The following is a 22,047-nucleotide window of genomic DNA, read 5'->3' on the forward strand; positions in this document are numbered from 1 at the left end:
GTCAGTGGCAGGTCGTAGCGTCGTTGACATGAATCCGCAGGGGGAACGCTGGACGACGGATCAGGTGCTCGCGCTGGCACCTGACGAGGCATCACGCAAGGCGGGCGACAAGCTCGCGGCGCCCGGACCATGGTCGGAGACGGGCGCGGACGACGGCGCGGTGTGGGGGCAGTGCAAGGGCAGCGGCAAGAAGCCGTATCAAGCGGTCATCGACATCAAAGGACCTGCCTTCAAATGCAGTTGTCCCAGCCGCAAGTTCCCGTGCAAGCACGCGTTGGGACTGCTGCTGCTCTGGGCCGGTGACGCGGGGGCGGTAGCGGCCGGGGAGCCGCCGCAGTGGGCGGGCGAGTGGCTGGCCGGCCGCCGCGAGCGCGCGGGGCGGTCCGCGCGTACGCCTTCGGGAAGCGGAGCTCCGTCGCGTACGCCGGCCGACCCGGAAGCCGCCAGACGACGGGCGGAGCGGCGAATGCAGAGAATCGCCTCCGGCGCCACGGAGCTGGAGCAGCGTCTTGAGGACCTGCTGCACTCCGGCCTGGCATCGGCCGACAGCGCCGGCGGGGGCTCCTGGGACGAAACCGCCGCGCGAATGGTCGACGCGCAGGCCCCCGGACTCGCCTCACGGGTACGGGAGTTGGGCACGGTCGTGGCCTCCGGACCGGACTGGCCCGCCCGACTGCTGGAGGAATGCGCGCTGCTCCATCTCCTCGACCAGGGCTTCCTCGGGCTCGATCGGCTCCCCGCCCCGCTCGCGGCGACGGTCCGCTCCCGCATCGGACTGACAACTGAGGCCGCGGAACTGTTGACCGGCCCCAATGCGGCGACGGTCCGGGACCGCTGGCTGGTGCTCGCCCAACAGGACAGCGACGACGGCAAGTTGACCACCCGCAGAATCTTCCTGCGCGGCGAGCGGACCGGCCGGATGGCGCTGCATCTCTCCTTCGGCGGCTCCCCTGTCCGCCCTCTGGACCTGGCCCTGCCACCCGGCCTGATCCTCGACGCGGACCTCGCCTACTACCCGGGCGCCCGCCCGCTGCGCGCGACCCTGGGCGAACGGCACGCACCCGCCGCTCCGGGCCCGGTCCCACCGGGCATCGGCATCGACGCGGCCCTGGCCGCCTACGGCGACGCGCTCCGCGACGATCCCTGGCTGGATTCCTGGCCGGTGGTGCTCGCCGACGTCACACCGATACCGGGCCGCGACGGCGAGGGCTGGCAACTGGCCGACGCCGACGGGGAATCGGCGCTCCCGCTCGATCCGCGTTCCCTCGGCCGTACGGGCCTGTGGCAGCTGGCCGCCATATCCGGCGGCGCCCCGATCACCGTCTTCGGAGAATGCGGCCACCGCGGCTTCCTCCCCCTGACCGCCTGGGACCCCACCCCGGTCTCCCTGTGACCCCACCTGGAGAAGCGACATGACCAACCCCACGACAACCACAACCACAACTACGGGCACGGGTACCGGCACGGGCACAACCACGGGCACGGCAATGACACCCACACCCCCCGCGACCGCCACCTGGTCCGACCTGGTCAGCGCCGCACTGCTCGGGACGGCGCGGCGCACCCCGCCGGTGACGGTGCGGGCCGGGCAGAGCGGTGCGGCCGCCCTGCTGGACGCGGCCGCGGTGAGCACGGTGCGCCGCCGCGCCGCGCTGCGCCCCGCGTTGGCCGGCGAGCGGCCGGCCCCGGCCCCCGCCGACCCACGACCACCACTGCCGCCCGCCGCGCGGCACCGACTGTCGCTGCTGCTCGCCGACCGCGGCGGCACCGGCGGCGGAAGCCGCCGCGGCACGGCCCCCGACCTCACCGAACTGCTGCCCCAGTGGCTCGCCGCAGCGGGCGACCGCGGCTATCGCGCTCCCGAGGCGCTGCTGCCCGCGCTGCTCGACGCCGCCCGCGCCCGCACGGACCTGCGGCCCGCCGCGCTCGCCCTGGCAGGCCCCCGCGCCCTGTGGCTGGCCCGGCTCAACAACGACTGGAAGTTCGCGCTCCGCGGCATCGGCAGCCCGACCGCGGTGCCCGGTGCCGACGACCCCGAGAACATCCGGCGCCTCTGGGAGGAGGGCCTCTTCGCGGAGCGCGTCGTGCTGCTGACGACACTCCGCCGCCGCGACCCGCACACCGGCCTCGAACTGCTCCACAGCACCTGGGCCACCGAACGGGCCGAGGACCGCCTGATGTTCCTCGACTCGCTCCGCGAGGGCCTCTCGGCCACCGACGAGCCGTTCCTGGAACAGGCACTGTCCGACCGCAGCCGCAATGTCCGCGCCACGGCCGCCGAACTGCTCTCCGCACTGCCCCGCTCCGCGCTCTCCGGCCGGATGGCCAAGCGCGCCCGCAGCTGCGTCAGCCTGGACCACACACCCGGGTCAGGCGGTCCCGCGATCGACGTCGAGGCGCCGCACGAGTGCGATGCGGGGATGCAGCGGGACGGCGTGGCACCCAAGCCACCGTCCGGACGGGGCGAACGATCCTGGTGGCTCGGCCAGTTGGTGGAGGCGGCACCGCTGGACGGCTGGATCGAAAGATTCGGGGGCCGCGCCCCGGCGGCCATCATCGCCCTGCCGGTGGCCGACGGCTGGCGTACGGAGCTGCACGACGCCTGGTGCCGCGCCGCCGTGCGCCAGCGGGACGCCGACTGGGCCCGCGCCCTGCTGGGCGCGCCCGCCGCGCCGTCACAGTCCGCCGAGGTCGCGCCGACCGGCTCGTCACGGGACCTGGCGAAGCTGCTGACCGTCCTCCCGGAAGGCGAACGGGCGCTGTGGGTGGCGGAGTTCATCGCCGCACACGGCCTCTCGGACGCCTTCCGGATGCTCGGCGTCTGCGCGGTCCCCTGGGCCGAGCCGCTGGGCCGGTCGGTCGTCGACGCACTGGACATCGCACGGGACGCAGGCAGCTACCCCTGGAGCTTCAGCGGGGTGATGGGCCTGGCCGAACGCTGCCTGGACCCGGCCGCGGCAGACCGTCTCGACATGCTCACCACGATCACCGACGAGCCGGAGGGCGCCTCACCGGGCTCCGGCGGCTACTGGTCCGAGGCATTCCAGCGCCTGGTCGGCACCCTCCGCCTCCGCGCCACCATGCACGCCGAGCTCACCCAGCCCGAAGACCCCGCAAGCAACACCGAAGCCCGCACCGACCGGACCACCCCATGACCGGCCTCGCGATCACCCTCACGGCCGTCCTGGCGATCGTCCTCACGGCCGCCCGGGCGATCACCCTCACCGGCACGCGGGCAACGCCCTCCCCCGTGCCCCGAGGCCCACACCCCCGTGCGGGCCCGCCGTCCTACCCGCCGTCCGCCGGCTCAGACCGCCAGCTGGCGCACATTCGCATTGACCCACTCCACGATCGAGGCCGTCGTCGCACCGGGCGTGAAGATCTCAGCGACGCCCTGCGCCTTGAGCGGCGCGATATCCGCCTCGGGGATGATGCCGCCGCCGAAGACCTTGATGTCCGCCGCGTCGCGCTCCTCCAGCAGCGCGATCACCTTCGCGAAGAGGGTGTTGTGGGCGCCGGAGAGAATGGACAGCCCGATGGCATCCGCGTCCTCCTGGATGGCGGTGTCGACGATCTGCTCCGGCGTCTGGTGCAGCCCGGTGTAGATCACCTCCATACCGGCGTCGCGCAGCGCCCGCGCGATGACCTTGGCGCCCCGGTCATGACCGTCGAGACCGGGCTTGGCCACCACGACACGGATCGGCCCCGACCTGCCCGCCGCGCCCTGGCTCTCCGCTTGCGCTCCGTCATGCCGAGCCACACCCATCACTGCCTCCAAGCCATGCACGGCACCCGCAGGGCGGTGCCGCCGAGCCGACAATTGATCGCGCGACCGCGCCCCGGCGGCCACAAGCGTGAACGAACGTTATCTCCAGCATCCCGTACCCAGCCGTTTCGTGACATGCAGGGAGGGGGAAATCACACATGGGACACGTTCGCTACGCGCCGCGTTCCGCGTGTCGCGCCGCCTCGGACGGGCGGCCGGGTGCTCGCGGGCCGGGCGCGCGGGGAGCCGCAGCCGGGCCACCGCGCCGACCTGGCGCGCATCAGGGCGAGCACGCAGCACGCTCGCCGTCGCTGCTCAGGGCTTCCCCTGAGGGCATACGGGGGTCGGAGCCGCCTCCCGCATGCCGTTCGGGAGGTCGGCCATGCAGGCCACGCCTTTTCTCGCCATGCCCTTCATCTCCACCCCGCTGCTCTCGGCACCCTTGGTGTTCACGCGGATCCTCTCGGCGCCGCGGATCCTCTCGACGCCGCTGCAGCGCACGCGCACGCTCTCCACGCGCGTCTCCGCCCTCTTCCTCCGCAGCACCGTCATGGACCTGGCGATCCTGGCCGGCCATCTGCTCCTCTACCCGACCGGCATCTCCCAGGAACAACCCGGCCACCGGCCGGCACGACACCCCACGCCGGAGCCCACCCCCGGCGCGGGACCAGCTCACACCCCCGCCCCGGACCACGCCCCCGACCCCCTTCCCCTCCTCCCCACGGAGGGCCGCGCCCACCCGCCCGTCCTCCTGCTCCACGGCTTCATCGACAACCGCTCCGTCTTCGTTCTGCTGCGCCGCTCGCTGCACCGCTACGGCTGGCCCCATGTCGAGGCGCTCAACTACTCCCCGCTGACCTGCGACCTCCGCAAGGCCGCCGAGCTCCTGGGCCGACATGTGGAAGAGGTGTGCACACGGACCGGCCACCGCCGGTTGGACATCGTGGGCCACAGCCTCGGCGGACTCATCGCCCGCTACTACGTACAGCGTCTCGGCGGCGACGCCCGCGTCCGCACGGTGATCACGCTCGGCACACCGCACTCCGGCACCCGCGCCGTACCCCTGATGTCCGCGCACCCCATCGTCCGGCAGATGCGCCCCGATTCCGACGTGATCGCGGAATTGGCGCTCCCGGCGCCCCATTGCCGTACGCGTTTCGTCGCGTTCTGGAGCGACGAGGACCAGGTCATGGTGCCGGCCGAAACAGCCCGGATCGATCACCCGGATCTGGCCGCCCACAACGTGCATGTCTCCGGTGTCGGACATCTCGCGCTACCGGTCAACGGCACCGTCGCGGCCGGCATACGCGAGGCGCTCACCTCAGCGGACCCGACGGGAGGAGCCGGGAGCATCATTTCGGTGGCGTGAACGAACCCGGCACAACGCCTGAAACGACCTCCGCCCTCGCGACCTGATCCCGACGCAACATCGAACAAATTTCGAACGAGGCGCCAAGAACTCGCATGCGCACTACCGAAAGGCGGCCAAATGCCCGTTCTCGCCTAGCCGGAAACCTGTTGAAGATTGTCGACGTCGCATACCGCCGGGTACAGTCGCCGCTAATTCTCCTGCTGCCGAGGCGAAAGAGAAGTTGGTGAACGACCGTCACCCATCGGGGGCTCAGCCTCTGACCGACCCCGCTCCCGACGCCTCGTATGCGCACTATCCGCCCTACGACTCCTACGGGCAGCAGCAGTCCCCGTCCAGCTACACCGAGTACGGCGACGGCGACCCCCTCTTCGGATCACTCCCCGGCTCGTACGAAACAGGCCAGTACGACACCGGCACCTACGCCACCGGCGTATACGGCGCGGGCCCATACGACACAGGCACGTATAGCACCGGCACGTATGACACCGGCTCGTACGACACAGGCACCTACGACACGGGGACCTACACGGCGGACGCGACCGGCTACGCGACGGGCGGCTATGCCACCGGCGCCTACGACACCGGCAGTTACCCCACCGGCGACGTCTACGCCACGGGCCAGTACGACACGGGCGCCTACGACACCGGCACCTACGCCACCACCGGCACGCAGCAGGCCGATGCGCCCTACGACCCGTACTCCCACACCGCGTACGAGACTTCCACGTACGAGACTCCCGCGCACCAAGAGACCGCGTACCAGGAGACTTCGTACGAAACCGGCAGCTACGACGCCCTCGGGCTCCTCGGCCACAGCACCGACAGCGGCCAATCCGGCAGCGGCTACACCGACATCCGCTACTCGGGCGACGCGTACGACACCGGGAGCTATGCCACCGACACGTACGACACCGGCAGTTACCCCACCGGCACGCAGGAAGCCACCGGCACCTACGAAGCCGTCGGCACGACCGGCACAGCCGCCACCCATGAAGCCGTCGCCACGCACCAGGAGACCGGCAGCTTCGAAGCCACCGCCGTGTGGCCCACCGTCGACCAGGGGCTGATGGCAAGCATCCCGGCCCAGGCCGGACCGCCGCCCATCGACAACGAACCCGCCGCCGATGACGCGCCTTCCGACGACGCCACTTCGGTAGCGGACGCGATGACCCAGGCCATGCCGGTCACCACGGTCGGCACGCGGGTCTCCGGTCCCGCCGCCGGAAAGGCCGTCCGCGGCCGCGGCCGCCGCCGTCCGGCCAAACGGTCGGCGCTGCTGACCGTCGCGGTTCCCTCGGTCGCCGCCATGGGCGTGTGCGCCGTGGCCGCCGCCTCCGTCTCCGGGTTCACGGGGGACGACAAGGACGAGCCGACCACACAAGCCGCCACAGACCCCACAGCGGTCAAACCGGCGGTGGCCAACAGCAAGCTCGACACCCAGCTCGTCGGGCTCACCAGGGGCGCCGACGACTTCCGCGACCGGGCCAGCCGCACCCAGGAGCGGATCGACCTCAAGGAGCGGCAGGCGCTGGAGCGGCAGCGCAAGGCGGAGGAGGCGGCCCGCAAGGAGGCCCTGCGCCCCAAGTTCATGCTGCCGGTCAAGGACCACGGGCTGAGCGCGCTCTTCGGCCAGGCCGGCGTCAACTGGATGTCCGTGCACACCGGGATCGACTTCCCGGTCAGCTATGGCACGCCCGTCATGGCCGCCACCGACGGCACCGTACGCACCCAGTGGAACTCCGCCTACGGCAATATGGCAATCGTGACGGCGTCCGACGGCACCGAGACGTGGTACTGCCACCTCAGCAGCACCAAGATTCGCTCCGGCTCGGTCAAGGCCGGTGACACGATTGCCTATTCGGGCAACTCGGGCAACTCCACCGGGCCGCATCTGCACTTCGAGGTGCGCCCCGGCGGCGAATCGGCCATCGACCCGCTGTCGTGGCTGCGCAGCCACGACCTCGACCCGAACTGACACTCAGCCCGAACTGGCACCCAGACCGCCAGCCAGGGCGATGGGATCGCTGGCCTGGCATTGCTGGCCAGCCCGCCCCCAGGGGCGGCGGGATGGGATTCCCGCGCTGCCCCTCCGCGCCGCCTCCTCCTCATACTCCGGCAACGATTACAGAGCGTAATTAGTTCCCTTGTTGTTACGCTCCGTAGCGGGGGGGGTTACAGCTTCTCCACCGGCGCATATCGCAGCAGCAGTCGCTTCGGCTTCTCGCCGCCGAAGTCGATCGTCGCCTCGGCGTTGTCGCCGCTGCCCTTGACGCCCACGACCGTGCCGAGCCCGAAGCTGTCGTGTGTGACGCGGTCGCCGATGCCCAGCGAGACCACCGGACGGTCCGTGGCACGGCGGGTCGCGAAGCCGCTCGGCCCCTTCGCCCGGGCCGACGACAGCGTGGACCCGATGCCCCCACCGAGGCCGCCACCGCCACCGCCACGCGATGACAGCCCGCCCATCGAGGCGGACGGCGTCGCGGGCCCCGTGCGCTTCCACTCCACGTGGTCGTCCGGGATCTCCTCCAGGAACCGGGAGGCCGGGTTGTACGACGGCTGACCCCAGGCGCTGCGCATCGTCGAGCGGGTGAGGTAGAGCCGCTCACGGGCGCGGGTGATGCCGACATACGCCAGCCGGCGCTCCTCCTCCAGCTCCTTGGTCTGGCCGAGCGCGCGCATGTGCGGGAAGACGCCGTCCTCCATGCCCGTGAGGAAGACGACCGGGAATTCCAGGCCCTTGGCGGTGTGCAGCGTCATCAGGGTGATGACGCCGGTGCCTTCCGCATCCTCGTCCGGGATCTGGTCGGAGTCGGCGACCAGCGCCACCTGCTCCAGGAATTCGGCGAGGGTGCCCGGGTTCTCCTCGCCGCGCTCCTGCTCGAACTCCAGGGCCACGGCGGCGAGTTCCTGCAGGTTCTCGATGCGGGTCTCGTCCTGCGGGTCGGTGGACGACTGCAGCTCGGCGAGATAGCCGGTGCGCTCCAGGACGGCTTCGAGGACCGTCGCCGGGCCGGCCCCGGACTCCACGATCGTCCGCAGCTCCTCCATCAGGACGTTGAACCGCTTGACGGCGTTGGCCGACCGCGCCGCCATCCCGTACGCCTCGTCGACCCGGCGCAGCGCCTGCGGGAAGGTGATCTTCTCGCGCGCCGACAGGGCGTCGATCATCGCCTCGGCGCGGTCGCCGATGCCGCGCTTGGGGACGTTGAGGATCCGGCGCAGCGGGACGGTGTCCTCGGGGTTGGCGAGTACCCGCAGATACGCGAGGACGTCGCGGACCTCCTTGCGCTCGTAGAAGCGCACACCGCCGACGACCTTGTAGGGCAGCCCGACCCGGATGAAGATCTCTTCGAAGACGCGGGACTGGGCGTTGGTGCGGTAGAAGACGGCGACATCGCCGGCCTTGGCGTCGCCGGCGTCCGTCAGCCGGTCGATCTCGTCGGCGACGAACTGCGCCTCGTCGTGCTCGGTGTCGGCGACATAGCCGGTGATCTTGGGGCCGGCGCCGGCGTCCGTCCAGAGGTTCTTGGGGCGGCGGTTCTCGTTGCGTTCGATGACGGCGTTGGCGGCGGACAGGATCGTCTGCGAGGAGCGGTAATTCTGCTCCAGCAGGATCGTGGTCGCGTCCGGGTAGTCCTCCTCGAACTGGAGGATGTTGCGGATCGTGGCGCCGCGGAAGGCGTAGATCGACTGGTCGGCGTCGCCGACGACGCAGAGCTCGGCGGCGGTCTCGGGCGGGCCGACGAGCTCGCGTACGAGGGTGTACTGGGCGTGGTTGGTGTCCTGGTACTCGTCGACGAGGACGTGGCGGAAGCGGCGGCGGTAGTGGTCGGCGACATCCGGGAAGGCCTGCAGCAGATTGACCGTCGTCATGATGATGTCGTCGAAGTCCAGGGCGTTGGCCTCGCGGAGCCGTGCCTGGTACATCGCGTACGCCTCGGCGAGGGACTTCTCGAAGCCGTCGGCGGCCTGGTCGGCGAAGGTCTCCTCGTCGATGAGCTCGTTCTTGAGGTTGGAGATCTTCGCGCTGAAGGACTTGGGCGGGAAGCGCTTGGGGTCGAGATCGAGATCGCGGCAGACCAGGGCCATCAGGCGCTTGGAGTCCGCGGCGTCGTAGATCGAGAAGGAGGATGTGAAGCCCAGCTTCTTGCTTTCCCGGCGCAGGATGCGGACGCAGGCGCTGTGGAAGGTGGAGACCCACATGGCGTTGGCGCGCGGGCCGACCAGCTCCTCGACGCGCTCCTTCATCTCGCCGGCGGCCTTGTTGGTGAAGGTGATCGCGAGGATCTGGCCGGGGTGGGCGTGCCGCTCGGCGAGCAGATGCGCGATGCGGTGGGTGAGCACCCGGGTCTTGCCGGAGCCGGCGCCGGCGACGATCAGCAGCGGGCCGCCGGTGTGCACGACGGCGGCCTTCTGCTCGTCGTTGAGTCCCTCCAGCAGCGTCGCCGGGTCGACGGCCGGGCGGGCGGCGCCGTCGCGGTAGTACGCCTCGCGGGGCGCGGGCGCGTCGAATTTCCCGTCGAAGAGATCGGCGGGGATCTCCTCCGGGACCGGGCCGTGCTCGTCCTCGGGTGGTGGCGGGGGCTCGTCGCCCTTGGGGCCGAGGTCCGCCAGGAAGCTGTCGTCAAAGAGGCTGCTCATCGCCCACCGAGTCTAGGCCGCCCCACTGACAGCTCGCTGCGGAGTCGGCGATGTCGGGCTGGAGGGGCGTGCGGCCGGGGGGTGGAACGGCTGGTGGCGGGGCTGGAGCAAGGGGGAGTCGCCGTCCCGTGCCGGGCCAAGTCGTGGCCCGTATGAGCCGGGTGCCGGCCCGTGCGGGCCGCGTCATGTCTCGTACGAGCCCGGTCGCGGTCCGTACGAGCCGGGCCCTCCGCCGTATTTGCGGTCCCGTATCAGCCAGGGTGTCGGTTCTCGTCTCCCCGGGAACCGCCCGCCCCGAAGCCGGCAACTGCCACCAGAATCCCCGAAACACATTCAGGTCACGAAAAGGTTTCGGGCATATCGAACATCAGCCTTCACAGGAGCCACACGAGTTGGCTACCGTGCACGATCGGGCAGCCCGCATTCCCGCGGACGACAGCGTCAGCACGGGCCGCCTCCGTCGAGTCCGGCCCTGCCACGAAGGCACCCGGAGCCGGGGACCCACCAGCACCACCGGGGTGAATCGATCGGTACGGCCGCCACTCGCGGACGTACGGACCGTAGGGCAAGCCTTCCGTCAGCGACACCGCCCGAACCCGACAGCTAACCCGGTAGGCGGTCCACGGAAGGAGTCGCCGGCCTTGGCGTCGCATCGCAAGCCGCGCACCCGCGTTCTCACCTCGCCCGGAGGCCGCCGTACGGCAGCCGGGCTCACCACTGCTGCCCTCGCCTCGGTCACGCTGCTCTCGCAGACCGCTGACGCGGCCCCCAGGGCGCCCAAGCCCAGCATCGAAGAGGTCAAGCAGAAGGTCGACGACCTCTACCACCAGGCGGAGGCGTCGACCGAGAAGTACAACGCCGCCAAGGAGAAGGCCACCGAGCAGCGCGAGAGAGTGGACGGCCTGCTCGACGCCGCCGCCAAGCGCGCGGAGAAGATGAACGAGTCCCGGCGCCAGCTGGGCACGTTCGCCTCGGCGCAGTACCGCACCGGCGGAATGAATCCGACGGCGCAGCTGATGCTCGCCAAGGACCCGCAGCAGTTCTTCGACCGCAGCCACCTCATGGAGCGGTTGACCGGCCGCGAGAAGCAGGCCGTCACCGACTACCAGGAGCAGGCGGCGGCAGCGGCCCGGCAGCGCGCCGAGGCGACCCGCAGCCTGGACCAGCTCCAGGATTCCCAGGCCTCGCTGAAGGAGTCCAAGCAGTCCGTCCAGAGCAAGCTGGCCGAGGCCCGGCAACTGCTGTCCCGGCTGACCGCCGAGGAGAAGGCGCGGCTGGCGGCGCTGGAGCGCGAGCGGGAGGCGGAGGCCAAGCGCAAGGCCGAGGAGCTGGCCCGCAAGCAGGCCGAGGCCGAGAAGGAGCGTCAGCGGCGCGAGGAGCAGAACCAGAACGACGGCTCGGACGGCTCGACCGGCGGCCAGACCGGCGGCGGCTCCACCGATGACGGCTCATACGCCGCCAAGGCCGAGAAGGCGCTCGCCTTCGCCCGCGCGCAGATAGGCAAGCCGTACGTCTGGGGCGCAACCGGGCCCTCCTCGTACGACTGCTCCGGGCTGACGCAGGGGGCGTGGAAGGCGGCCGGGGTCGATCTGCCGCGTACGACCTGGGATCAGGTGAAGGTCGGCGAGCGGGTGGCCACCAAGGATCTCCAGCCCGGCGACCTGGTGTTCTTCTACGACGACATCAGCCATGTCGGGATGTACATAGGCGGCGGCAAGATGATCCACGCACCGAAGCCGGGCGCGTACGTCCGCGAGGAGTCGATCTACTACATGCCGATTTACGGGAGCGTCCGCCCGGCCTGAGGCCCGGCCCTCCCCTGAGGCCACCCCCCACGGCCACCCCCCACACGCCACCGCGCGGTCATCGCCTCCGGAGCCCGGAGCGGGATGACCGCGCGGTGAGTCGTCTGTGCGCCAGGTCCGGTCAGGACCGGGGCAGGTCAGGACCGGGGCAGGTCAGGACCGGGGCAGGTCAGGACCGGGGCAGGTCCGGGGCAGGACTGGTCGAGGCCAGGAGTCAGCCCCGTTCAGGACCACCTGGGCCCCGTCTCGGACCCAGCTGAGCCCCGTCTCAGGTCCAGAGCACCGCGATGAAGATGTTGGCGATCGTGAGCAGGCCGACGGCGCCGAAGACCGGCTTGGCGACCTTCTCCTCGTCCCGCTTGACGTAGACCAGCGCCAGGATCACCACCAGCACGGCCATCTTGATGCCGAGCTTGATGTTGTTGAGGCTGTGGCCCTCGGCCTGGTTGAGGCCGACCAGCACGATGCCGGTGACCAGCATCGTCAGCGCGCCGTGCAGCATGGCCGGCACAAAGCGGGCCCCGTCCCCGCTCATTGCCTTCATCTGGGTCAGAAAGCCGCCCAGCAGGGAGGCGATACCGATGATGTGCAGGCCGACGAAGATATTGGTTACTACGTCCATAGTGCGGGATCGTATCCGCCGCATAACACGCGCCCTCGGGCAGGGCGCCCGCAATCGCGCCTTCGGTCACGGCAGGCCGATCCCGGCCCCCGGATGACGGCGGCACGGTCAACGGCGTACGGCCCGCGGTCGAAAGCGAGCAATGCCGGGCAACCCAACTCGCCCCCGTGACGCCCAGGTTTAGCGTCCTCCTCCAGGCGGCCGACTCCCCGCTGCCGCCCGGTCTCCGTCCCGGCGGCTCGTCGGCCGTCCCCGCCGAGAGGTCCGGCGGCGGCCGTTCCCCCTTATGGGCCGCTGCCGGACCCGACGGCCCACGGAAGCACCCGGACCAACCGGGCCGCGTACGGCCCGAGGGAAGGAAGTGACGACCCCAGTGGCGTCGCACCGCAAGACCAGGCAGAACCCGCTCGCCGTGTTTGTCCTCCCCGGCGGCAGCACCCGCACCGCACGCACCGCCCGTCAGGCCGCCACCCTGGCCCTCGCGGGTGCCGCCACCGCCACCGCCTTCGACGGCACCGGCCAGGCCGCACCCGGCCTCACCCCCACCCAGGTCAAGAACCGGGTCGACGCGCTGTACCAGGAGGCAGAGGTGGCCACGCAGAAGTACGACGGCGCCAAGGAAAAAGCCGACACCGCACGCGAGGAGCTGAGCACACTGCAGGACGAAGCCGCCCGCCGCACCGAGAAGCTGAACGCCGCACGGGCCGAGCTGGGCACCATCGCCGGCACCGAGTACCGCTCCGGCGGCGTGGACCCGACCGTCCGGCTGCTGATGTCCGCGGACCCCCAGCGCTATCTGGACGGCGCCGCGGTCCTGGAACGCGCGGGCAGTCATCAGGCGACGGCGGTGGCCGGTTACGCGCGGCGGCTCGGCAGCGTACGGCAGGTCCGTGAGCAGGCCGAGGCCACCATGGAGCGGCTGGAGCACACCGAAACCGCGCTGAAGAAGCACCGGGTCACGATCGTGCGGAAGCTGAAATCCGCCGAGCAGCTGCTGGACCGGCTGACCGACGAGCAGCGGCGGCGGATGGCGCGTGAGGACGGTGCGGCGGGCCGCGCCGACCGGGCAGGCGGCCGTTCCGTCTTCCCGGCATCCGAGGTACCAGGGGTGTCAGACGTATCAGGGGCGTCAGACGCATCAGGGGCATCAACGCATGCCCCCAACTCCCGTGCCGCGCAAGCCGTTTCGTTCGCCTACGGCGCGCTCGGCAAACCGTATGCATGGGGCGCGACGGGCCCCTCCGCGTACGACTGCTCGGGGCTGACCCAGGCCGCGTGGAGGTCCAGCGGCATCTCGCTGCCCCGTACGACCTACACCCAGATCAACTCGGGACCGCGCATCGACAGGTCCCAACTCGCCCCCGGCGACCTGGTGTTCTTCCACTCCGGCATCAGCCATGTGGGGCTCTACATCGGCGACGGCAAGATGATCCACGCCCCGCATCCGGGAGCGCCGGTACGGATCGCGCCGATCGACCAGATGCCGTTCGCGGGGGCTACCCGACCTGCGTAGGCGGTGCCGTCAGCTGACGCCCCAGCCACCGGAAGACCTCCGGCACCTGGTTCTTCCACACCGCCGTCGTGTGACCGCCGACCCCCGTGAGCATCTGGACGGTGACCGTCGTCGGCCGCTGCGCGAGCTGCCGGAGCCCGATGCCCGCCTGGTAGCCGTCGCCCGCCGAGCCCGAGATGTACAGCGCCGTACGCGGCGGCTTCCCGGCCGCGTTGGCGGACTTCAGGATGTGCAGCGGGTTGGACTCGATCCGCAGCTTCGGGTCCTTGCCGGCGAGCGAATCGGGCTCGATCGCCGGGTCGTTGTAGCCGGACATCGCTACCGCGGCCCGGTAGCGGTCCGGGTGGGCGAGGGCGAGCTTCGCGGCGCAGTGGGCGCCTGCCGAGTAGCCGGCCAGTCCCCAGGAGTCCGGCTTGTCGTCGGCCCGGAAGTTGTCGATGACCATCTTGCGCACGTCGACGGTCAGCCAGCTGTCGGCGTTGACCTTCCCCGGGATGTTGACGCACCCGGTGTCGGCGCCGCTGATGATGTTGGTCCGGGGCGCCACCAGGATGAACGGCTTGATCTGGCCGCTCTGCATCAGCGGCCGGAGCTGCTCGCCGGCCTTCAGCGACCCCAGCCAGGACTTCGACGAGCCGGGGTAGCCGGGCAGCAGCTCGACCACCGGGAACTTCTTGTCCTTGTACGCGGGGTCGTTGTACTGCGGCGGCAGCCACACATAGACCTCACCGCTGACGCCGGAGATCCTCCCCTTGAGGTCGGTCATCTGGACGCCGGAACCCACCACGGGGTCGTCCGCCGGCCGGAACGCCTGGAGCTGCTTGGGCTGGTCCTTGATCTGCTTGCCGCCCATCCCGTCGGGACCGAGGTCCCGGGCGGCCTCGACGTGGTTTCCGGTGCCGAGCAGATCGTCCCAGGTGTCGTAGAGGCTGTTCGCGTTGTTGACCAGGACGAAGACCAGCGTGATGGCCGTGACCTGCGCGAACAGCAACATCGCGAGCCGGGCGAGGCCGCGCACCAGGCGCGGCCCGGCTATCCGGCTCCAGAGCGCGAGCGGCAGCACAACGGCGACGATCAACAGCGCGATCGAGGTGAGGAAGAAGGGCGTACCCGTCAGGCTCATCGGGATCTCGTTTCCAGGACACATACGCGGACGACGTGGGCGTGGTTCCGGCCCCACCGCCGGCAGCGGGCCTTTTCCGCGTCGTTAGATGACGATCCGCCTGGATCTGGTTGCCCGACTTCGGCCCTTCTTTGCAGGGCCTTTCGTCCTTTTAGCCCTTACACCCCTTCAGTCCTTACACCCTTCAGTCCTTCGGCCCTTCGGTCCTGACATCCCTTTGCTCCGTCGGACCGTAGGCTCACTCAGCCCTTGCACTCCTTGGTCGGTTCCGGTGTCAGACCAGCCGACGGGCCGCCGCCCAGCGCGTCAGCTCATGGCGGTTGGAGAGCTGGAGCTTGCGCAGCACCGCCGAGACATGCGATTCGACCGTCTTCACGGAGATGAACAGCTGCTTGGCGATCTCCTTGTACGCGTAACCGCGCGCGATCAGCCGAAGGACCTCGCGCTCGCGCTGGGTGAGCCGGTCCATGTCCTCGTCCACGGGCGGGGCGTCCGTGGAGGCGAAGGCGTCCAGGACGAAGCCGGCCAGCCGCGGGGAGAACACCGCGTCGCCGTCGGCGACCCGGAAGATGGCATTGACCAGGTCCGTGCCGGTGATGGTCTTGGTGACATAGCCGCGGGCGCCGCCGCGGATGACCCCGATGACGTCCTCGGCGGCGTCCGAGACGGAGAGCGCGAGGAAGCGGACCGGGCGCCCGGCGTCGGCCATCATGGTGGCGCTGCGGCGCAGGACCTCGACGCCGCCGCCCCCGGGGAGGTGGACGTCCAGGAGGACGACCTCGGGGCGGGTGGCGGTGATGACCGTGATCGCCTGGTCGACGTCGGCGGCCTCGCCGACCACCTCTACGCGGGTGCGCTCGGTCTCGCCGATCTCGGCCTGGACGCCCGCCCGGAACATCCGGTGGTCGTCGACCAGCACGACCCGTACGGTCCGGTCTTCGGCCGCCTCGGTGCCGGCCTCGCCCTGCTGTGCGCCGTCCTGCCGTGCGCCGTCCTGCTGTGCGCCGTCGCTGCTCATCTCGTCCGCCCGTCCCTCGGTGTCTGCCCCGTCATCATCCCGCTCCCCGGCGCGCCATGCCGCCTCCGGTCGCCATCGCGCAACCAGCCACGCAACCAGTCAGGCAAGGAGTCGCGTGGCCAGTCGCACAGCCTTCGCTGCACTCATCCGTTGCGTTCATCCGTTGCGTTCATCGGTTGTACCCACCCGTTGCGCTCATCCGTTGCACCCACCCGTTGCGCTCATCCGTTGCACCCATCCGTTGTGCTCGTCCACGGCGTCATTCATTGCGGTCGTCCACTGCGCTCTTCGCCGCGCTCCATTTCCAGCTCCACGACCGTGCCGCCGTCGGGGGCCGAGCGGAGCCGGGCCGTGCCACCGTTGCGTTCCATCCGGCCGATGATGGATTCGCGTACGCCCATCCGGTCCTCGGGGACCGCGTCCAGGTCGAACCCGGGGCCGTGGTCGCGCACCGAGACGAAGACCGTACGGCCCTCCACCTCGGCGAATACCTGCACCGCGCCGCCCTCGCCACCGTATTTGGCGGCATTGACCATGGCCTCGCGTGCGGCCTGTATCTGGGCGCCCAGTGCCTCGTCCAGCGGGCAGTCGCCGACGATCACGACCTCGATCGGGACGCCGTGGTGGTCCTCCACCTCCGCGGCGGCCGTGCGCACCGCCTCCGCCAGGGTTTCCGGTTCGTCGTCCTCGTCCTTGCCTCGGCCCTCGGGTTTGTAGAGCCAGGCGCGCAGTTCGCGCTCTTGGGCACGGGCCAGCCGCGCGACCTCCCGGGGGTCGTCGGCGCTGCGCTGGATCAGGGTGAGGGTGTGCAGGACGGAGTCGTGGACATGGGCGGCGACCTCGGCGCGCTCCTGGGCGCGGATGCGCATCAGCCGCTCTTCGGAGAGGTCCTGCATCATGCGCACGAGGTAGGGGCCCGCGAGGAGCGCTATTCCGACCACGACGGCGAGCGCGGCCTGCAGGACCGAGCCGAGGTGCTGCACCGAGCCCTGCAGTACGACGATGCCGGTCACGCCGATGCCGACGAGCGCCACTCCGGCCGCGCCCCGCAGCATCGGCAGCAGGCCCTTGCGGCGGCCGAGCTCCAGCCACTGCGCACGGCGCGCGTTGTCCGCCTGGCGCCACACGAGGGCGACGCCGGCGGCGATCAGCAGCACCGGCCAGAGATAGCCGTTGGCCTGGCCCAGCTGGAATCTGGACGCGACGATCGAGGCGCCGATCAGCAGCGCGATCAGTGCGAAGACCTGGCCTTTGTCAGGCTTGCGGTGCAGCAGCCGCCGCTTGTCATCGGTCGGCGCACGGCGCCGGGCTTCCACACCGCCGACTCCCAGCGGCACGAAGAACCAGAACGCGGCATAGAGCAGCGCGCCCATGCCCTCGGCCATGAAGAGCGCCACGAACACGATCCGCACCCAGGAGACCGGCAGCCCGAGATGCCCCGCGAGGCCGCGCGCGACACCGCCGAGCAGCCGCCCGTCGGCGCTGCGGTAGAGCTTCCGCACGGGCGGTTCGTCGGGGTCCGGCGTCGGGGTGTAGCTCGTCCCGGCGCGGGGCGGCGCGGTGGTCATGTGTCCGATCGTCACACGCCGCGTGCGTGCTGGGCATCAGGGTTGACCCTGATCAGACCCGGAGTTCGGCGGTGCGGTGACGGGGTTGCAATTCGCACGCAGCTCAACGTTCAACCGAGGTGAGTCGCGTGAGTTGATTCCGGCGCAATTCCGCGCGGGCTGATCACCCGCCTCGCGCGGTCGACACAACGAAGCGCCAGTCATCTCAGCATGGAGCGCGTAGGACGACCTTCAGGAGTGGGGCGAGCGCTGCTACCGCGCTGAAGATACGAGGCGCCCCCTCGCAGCTGGATGGGCCAAGCCATCCTCAGAGGCAATAATCAGAGACGATACTCAGAGGCGATAAGGGGAATGCCGCCCAGAGCACTACGGAGTGCCGCGGATTCCGCATCACCGGCCACATGCTAATCATGACTGAACCCGTCACGGACCGCTGCGAATACGGATTCGTACTGCTGCCACTGAGCGTCAGGTGCGGAAAGGTAAATCGCGTACTCCTTGCCGCCTTCTCGGCCGAAGCCCAGGTCGGCCGCCCGGAATTCGCGGGCACGCCCCTTGAATCTGAACTCCCAGATAGCCGCCGGGTCGTCCCGGAATGTCGTGCCCTGGAGCCGCATTCGTTCGTACCCGGACACCTGCGCCTTGGTCTGCTGCTCTACCTGCTCGAAATGCTGGACGTGATTCGGACTCGCGAAGTTCAGCACGCTGACCTTCAGGTTGACCAGCCCAGAGGGATCAATGTAGTTGATCTCTTTCAGCTGCGGATTGAATTCGCGAGTCCATCCGTCAGGAACAGGAAAAGAGACTCCGAACTCCTTCTCCTCCACCTGGTGATACCCCGCTGGGACGGGCGGGAGTTTGCTCGGGGACGGGCTGGGCTTCGGCTTTCCGGTGGTGCTGTGCTGCGTGGGTGTCGTGTTCCCTGATGCCTGGTCCGTGGACGGGTTCAAGTAGCCCGTCGCGTAGAGGACTCCGCCCGTGATGGCCACGGCGGCGAGGGCGCTCGTGACGCCCCATGCGATGGCGCGGCGGCGTCCCGTGCCGCCCTTGAGAACGGTCTCCGTGCGGGAGTCCGGCGCGGGCTCCGGCTCGGCGCCCGAGGCGGACGCGGGGGTCCATGGCACCGGACGGGTGGACGCGCGCTCCCCGTCGCCCGATGTCGCTTCCCCGCTGCCGCTCCCGCTTCCGGCTCCGTCGCCCGGCCACAGCGCGCCGCGGCCCAGCAGGGCCGTATCCGCGTCCGCCTCCGCCGCCCGGAGCGCCCGTTCGACGATCTCGGCCGTCGGGCGGTCCTCCGGTTCCTTGGCGAGCAGTGCCTCGATCAGGGAGGTCAGCTGGCCGGCGTTGCGCGGCGGCTCCAGCGGGTCCATGGCGATCGCGTACGCCGTCTCGATGGCGGTGTGCTTGCGGAACGGGGGGCGACCCTCGACCGCCTGATAGAGCGTCGCGCCCAGCGCCCACAGGTCGGAGGCGGGTCCGGGGGTGCCGCCCTTGACCCGTTCGGGTGCCAAGTAGTCGATGGAGCCCACCAGCTCGCCGGTCTTGGTGAGCGTGGAGGTACCGGAGGCGACGGCGATGCCGAAGTCGGTGAGGACGACCCGGCCGTCCTCGCCGAGGAGTACGTTGCCCGGCTTGACGTCGCGGTGCAGCACGCCGGCCGAGTGGGCGGCACGGAGCGCCGCGATCATGCCGCGCCCGATGCGCGCGACCTCCCTCGGCGGCAGCGAACGGTCCTCCCGGGCGGCCTCCTTGATGGCGTCGCCGAGCGTTGAGGACGGGACGTACTCCATGACGATGCACGGCAGGCCGGCGTCGTCCACGACATCGTGCACGCCCACCACATTCGGGTGGTTGATGCGGGCCGCGGCCTGCGCCTCGCGGGTGGTGCGCTCGTGGCGGGTGGCGAGTTCGTCCGGTTCCAGCTGGACCGAGACATGCAGTCGTTTGACCGCGACCTGGCGGCCGAGGACTTCGTCCCGCGCCCGCCAGACGGTGCCCATACCGCCCTGGCCTATCCGTTCGACCAGGCGGTACCGCCCGGCGACCAGTCGCCCCTCGTCCACCGACGCCGCCTCCGTCACCGCACGCCCCTCCGGAAACCCGTACGTATCCGGGGCGCCAGGATAGTCTCCGGCGTCGGCGGAGCGGCCTCCGGCCACCGCGTGGCTCCGGCCCGGTTTCCGCCCGCGGGCAGGGATGAGGGCGATCCGGGCAAGGGGCGGGTCGATATGCGAACCCGCGAGGGATATCAGGGTTCTCCGCGGCGAATCTCAGGGATCTGCCAGGGTTTCCACGGATGCCGGGATTCCGTCGCGCTTGTCACCATGGCTTCATGAACGATGCAGCCCCTGCCGAGGAGTCGGCACCCTCCGGCGCCGGCGCCGGCCCGCCGCAGACCACGCTGCGCCGCAGCCGGCGACACAAGGTGGTCGCCGGGGTGTGCGGCGGGCTGGGCCGGCAGTGGGATCTCGACCCGGTCATCTTCCGGATCGTGCTGGCCGTCCTCGCCGTCTCCGGCGGCCTCGGCCTGATCGTCTACGGCTTCGCGTGGCTCATCATTCCTCTGGAGGGCGAGGAGGAGAACGAAGGCCGCAGGCTGCTCTCCGGACGCGTCGAGGGCTCCGCGCTGTCGGCCCTGCTCTTCGCGCTGGTCGGCTGTGCGCTGTTTCTGACGACGCTCGGCAAGGGCAGCGTGATGTCCTTCGCCATCATGCTGTCGCTGGCCGTGGCCGGCTCCGCCTACTGGTCTCGGCAGCGCCGCAGGGCGGAGTCCGAGGGCCTGGAGTCGATGGGCGCCGCCACCGCCCAGGCCGTCGCCGACGCCCCGCCGGAGACCAAGGCGCCCCCGGCGCCGAACAGTCCGTCGTGGTGGCGCGACCCACGCTCCAGGGAGGCGATGGCCGGCCAGGGCTATCTGTGGGGGCCCGAGGACGGTTCCCTCGATGTCACCTACGAGTTCGAGCACGGTGCGGGCGGGTCCGCCGGTCGCGGGCCGCGCGGCTCCTGGTCCGGAGGCCGCCCGCGGCCGGCCGTGCCGCCGCACGCCGCGCGTGTCCCGCGCCGGCCGGCCCGGGCCGGCCGCCCGATCGGCGGCTGGACGTTCCTGCTGGCCCTGCTCGCCGGCACCGGTACCGCCCTAGGCGTCTCCCGGCACGACGCGCTTGCGCCGTCCCTGCAGGCGGGGCTGGCCTGCGCGCTGGTCGTCTTCGGCCTGGGCCTGGTGCTCAGCGCCTGGCTGGGCCGCACGGGCGGCGGCACGGTCTTCATGGTCGCGCTGACCGCCGTCTTGCTGGCGGGCGCGACGGCGCTGCCCGACAACATCACCACCAACTGGCAGCACCGCACCTGGGCGCCGAGCAGCCTCGCCGCCGTCCAGCCGTCCTACGAACTCGGGGCCGGGGAAGGCAGCCTGGACCTCAGCGGGCTGCCCCTCAAGGACGGCCGTGCGGTCCGTACCCGCGCGGAGGTGGGCGCCGGACGGCTCCAGGTGACGTTGCCCCAGGGTGTCACCGTCCATCTCCGTATCTCCCTCGGCGTCGGTGATGTCCAGCTGCCCGGCGATGCGGCCGACGATGTGGACCTGTCCGCCGGTGGTCAGGAGCGGACGGTCACGCTGCCCGCCGAGGGCCTCAAGAAGGGTGAGAAACCACGCGGCGCCCTGGACCTTGACCTCAGAGTGGGCGCCGGCCAGGTCGACGTGCGCAACGCCGTGCCCACGCCCGTGCCGTCGACGCCCCCGACCCCTCAGGGAGCCCCCTCATGAAGCGCCACCCCTTCGAACCGGCCCGCCTGATCTCGGGCGTTACGGCCATCACCGTCGGCGCCGGCTACGGCCTGGACGCCCTCGGCGTCTGGCACGCGCCCGGCCTCTGGCTCTTCTTCGCCGTCCCCGCCGGCCTGGTCCTCTCCGGTATCACCGCCGCCATCTGGGCCACGACCCGCCGCCACCTCTCGCACCAGTCGTGAAGCGGCACCCACATCATGAAGCGGCATTCACGCCACCGGCCGGAACGGCGTCCGCGGTCAGCCGAACAACTGGGCCCCGTGCCGGCTACGGCGGGTCGTCATCGCCTTGTCGAGGGAGAGCATCGGCGCACCGGCGAATATGAGCGGGACCCAGGCCATCAGATAGGCGAGGTCGCTGCCGTAGTAGTACGGCTCGATCGACCAGCTCACGGTGAGCCACAGCATCAGCGAGATCAGCGCTCCGCCGAATGCCGCCAGCCGACCCAGCAGTCCGATGAGCGTCCCGACGCCCACCGCCAGTTCGCCGATGGCGATGGCGTAACCGAAGCCCACCGGGCTCTGCTGGGCCAGCTCCACCAGCTGTGGCAGCGCCGCCGCGTCATGCACCTGACGCAGCGTCTCGGCCAGCGAGCCTGTGCCACTGGCTGCCAGAAAGCCGGGATCCGTCAGCTTGTCGAGCCCCGCGTAGATGAAGGTGCCGCCCAGGAAGAGGCGCAGCGGCAGCAGCGCATACCGCGCCAGCTGTCCCCGCATCCCGGAGCCGCCGACACCGGTCCCTCCCAAATCGGCACCGATCGTACGATCCGCATGAACCATGACGTCCGCCTCTCCGTTGCCACCGGGAGCACTCGATTGTGCCCGCGACCGCGCCT

16 protein-coding genes and 1 riboswitch are annotated in these 22,047 nt (G+C 70.7%); of the genes, 8 read left to right on the forward strand and 8 right to left on the reverse strand.

From position 1 onward, the window contains the following. Positions 1 to 28 precede the first annotated feature (28 nt). Together AB0I10_RS09175 and AB0I10_RS09180 are read left to right on the forward strand one after the other, a co-directional pair. Positions 29 to 1,393: an SWIM zinc finger family protein gene (locus AB0I10_RS09175; RefSeq protein ID WP_363151704.1), complete on the forward strand. Its 1,365-nt coding sequence runs from the start codon at positions 29 to 31 to the stop codon at positions 1,391 to 1,393. Between the two features lie 94 nt (positions 1,394 to 1,487). Further along, positions 1,488 to 3,155 carry a DUF5691 domain-containing protein gene (locus AB0I10_RS09180; RefSeq protein WP_363151706.1) on the forward strand — a complete coding sequence of 556 codons (1,668 nt, stop codon included), beginning with the start codon at positions 1,488 to 1,490 and terminating at the stop codon, positions 3,153 to 3,155. A gap of 152 nt (positions 3,156 to 3,307) precedes the next feature. Here the strand turns inward: AB0I10_RS09180 and AB0I10_RS09185 are convergent, their stop codons facing one another. Next, positions 3,308 to 3,766, reverse strand: coding sequence for a cobalamin B12-binding domain-containing protein (locus AB0I10_RS09185; protein ID WP_363151707.1), 459 nt, complete (start codon positions 3,764 to 3,766; stop codon positions 3,308 to 3,310). Positions 3,767 to 4,316: 550 nt separating this feature from the next. Between AB0I10_RS09185 and AB0I10_RS09190 the strand changes: the two genes are divergently transcribed. Further along, complete coding sequence (locus AB0I10_RS09190) at positions 4,317 to 5,135, forward strand: alpha/beta fold hydrolase (RefSeq protein WP_363151767.1); 819 nt, start codon at positions 4,317 to 4,319, stop codon at positions 5,133 to 5,135. A gap of 226 nt (positions 5,136 to 5,361) precedes the next feature. Continuing rightward, a complete protein-coding gene (locus tag AB0I10_RS09195) occupies positions 5,362 to 7,113 on the forward strand; it encodes a peptidoglycan DD-metalloendopeptidase family protein (RefSeq protein WP_363151708.1) in 1,752 nt (583 codons plus the stop codon). Positions 7,114 to 7,310: 197 nt separating this feature from the next. Here the strand turns inward: AB0I10_RS09195 and pcrA are convergent, their stop codons facing one another. Beyond that, complete coding sequence (gene pcrA, locus AB0I10_RS09200) at positions 7,311 to 9,779, reverse strand: DNA helicase PcrA (RefSeq protein WP_363151710.1); 2,469 nt, start codon at positions 9,777 to 9,779, stop codon at positions 7,311 to 7,313. A 448-nt stretch (positions 9,780 to 10,227) separates the two neighbouring features. Continuing rightward, positions 10,228 to 10,413, forward strand: a riboswitch (cyclic di-AMP (ydaO/yuaA leader). Between the two features lie 7 nt (positions 10,414 to 10,420). Here pcrA and AB0I10_RS09205 point away from each other — a divergent pair. Next, positions 10,421 to 11,584, forward strand: a complete 1,164-nt coding sequence (locus AB0I10_RS09205; RefSeq protein ID WP_363151711.1) for an NlpC/P60 family protein — start codon at positions 10,421 to 10,423, stop codon at positions 11,582 to 11,584. Positions 11,585 to 11,852: 268 nt separating this feature from the next. Here the strand turns inward: AB0I10_RS09205 and AB0I10_RS09210 are convergent, their stop codons facing one another. Further along, positions 11,853 to 12,206: a hypothetical protein gene (locus AB0I10_RS09210; protein ID WP_363151712.1), complete on the reverse strand. Its 354-nt coding sequence runs from the start codon at positions 12,204 to 12,206 to the stop codon at positions 11,853 to 11,855. 361 nt (positions 12,207 to 12,567) lie between these two features. Between AB0I10_RS09210 and AB0I10_RS09215 the strand changes: the two genes are divergently transcribed. Then, a complete protein-coding gene (locus tag AB0I10_RS09215) occupies positions 12,568 to 13,719 on the forward strand; it encodes an NlpC/P60 family protein (RefSeq protein ID WP_363151714.1) in 1,152 nt (383 codons plus the stop codon). On the opposite strand, the gene AB0I10_RS09220 is transcribed toward AB0I10_RS09215, so the two are convergent. The 4 genes from AB0I10_RS09220 to AB0I10_RS09235 form a co-directional block, all read right to left on the reverse strand. After that, complete coding sequence (locus AB0I10_RS09220) at positions 13,703 to 14,842, reverse strand: alpha/beta hydrolase-fold protein (protein ID WP_363151715.1); 1,140 nt, start codon at positions 14,840 to 14,842, stop codon at positions 13,703 to 13,705. The two genes, AB0I10_RS09215 and AB0I10_RS09220, sit on opposite strands and share 17 nt — an antisense overlap. A 274-nt stretch (positions 14,843 to 15,116) precedes the next feature. Continuing rightward, positions 15,117 to 15,860 (reverse strand): response regulator transcription factor, encoded by a 744-nt coding sequence (locus tag AB0I10_RS09225; RefSeq protein WP_363151716.1) that lies wholly within the window; start codon positions 15,858 to 15,860, stop codon positions 15,117 to 15,119. A 263-nt stretch (positions 15,861 to 16,123) separates the two neighbouring features. Then, on the reverse strand, positions 16,124 to 17,428 hold the full coding sequence (locus tag AB0I10_RS09230) for a PspC domain-containing protein (RefSeq protein WP_363151717.1): 1,305 nt from the start codon (positions 17,426 to 17,428) through the stop codon (positions 16,124 to 16,126). A gap of 404 nt (positions 17,429 to 17,832) precedes the next feature. Beyond that, positions 17,833 to 19,509, reverse strand: coding sequence for a serine/threonine-protein kinase (locus AB0I10_RS09235; protein ID WP_363151718.1), 1,677 nt, complete (start codon positions 19,507 to 19,509; stop codon positions 17,833 to 17,835). A gap of 251 nt (positions 19,510 to 19,760) precedes the next feature. On the opposite strand from AB0I10_RS09235, the gene AB0I10_RS09240 reads away from it, so the two are divergent. Beyond that, positions 19,761 to 21,191 (forward strand): PspC domain-containing protein, encoded by a 1,431-nt coding sequence (locus tag AB0I10_RS09240; RefSeq protein ID WP_363151719.1) that lies wholly within the window; start codon positions 19,761 to 19,763, stop codon positions 21,189 to 21,191. After that, the gene (locus tag AB0I10_RS09245; RefSeq protein ID WP_363151720.1) at positions 21,188 to 21,394 is read left to right on the forward strand and encodes a hypothetical protein; all 207 of its coding nucleotides are present in this window, start codon (positions 21,188 to 21,190) and stop codon (positions 21,392 to 21,394) included. The genes AB0I10_RS09240 and AB0I10_RS09245 overlap by 4 nt, the downstream gene beginning before the upstream one ends. A 57-nt stretch (positions 21,395 to 21,451) precedes the next feature. Here the strand turns inward: AB0I10_RS09245 and AB0I10_RS09250 are convergent, their stop codons facing one another. Beyond that, complete coding sequence (locus AB0I10_RS09250) at positions 21,452 to 21,991, reverse strand: DoxX family membrane protein (RefSeq protein ID WP_363151721.1); 540 nt, start codon at positions 21,989 to 21,991, stop codon at positions 21,452 to 21,454. Positions 21,992 to 22,047: the final 56 nt, after the last annotated feature.

The organism is Streptomyces sp. NPDC050636, from assembly GCF_040654775.1.
In the GTDB taxonomy this organism is placed as follows: domain Bacteria; phylum Actinomycetota; class Actinomycetes; order Streptomycetales; family Streptomycetaceae; genus Streptomyces.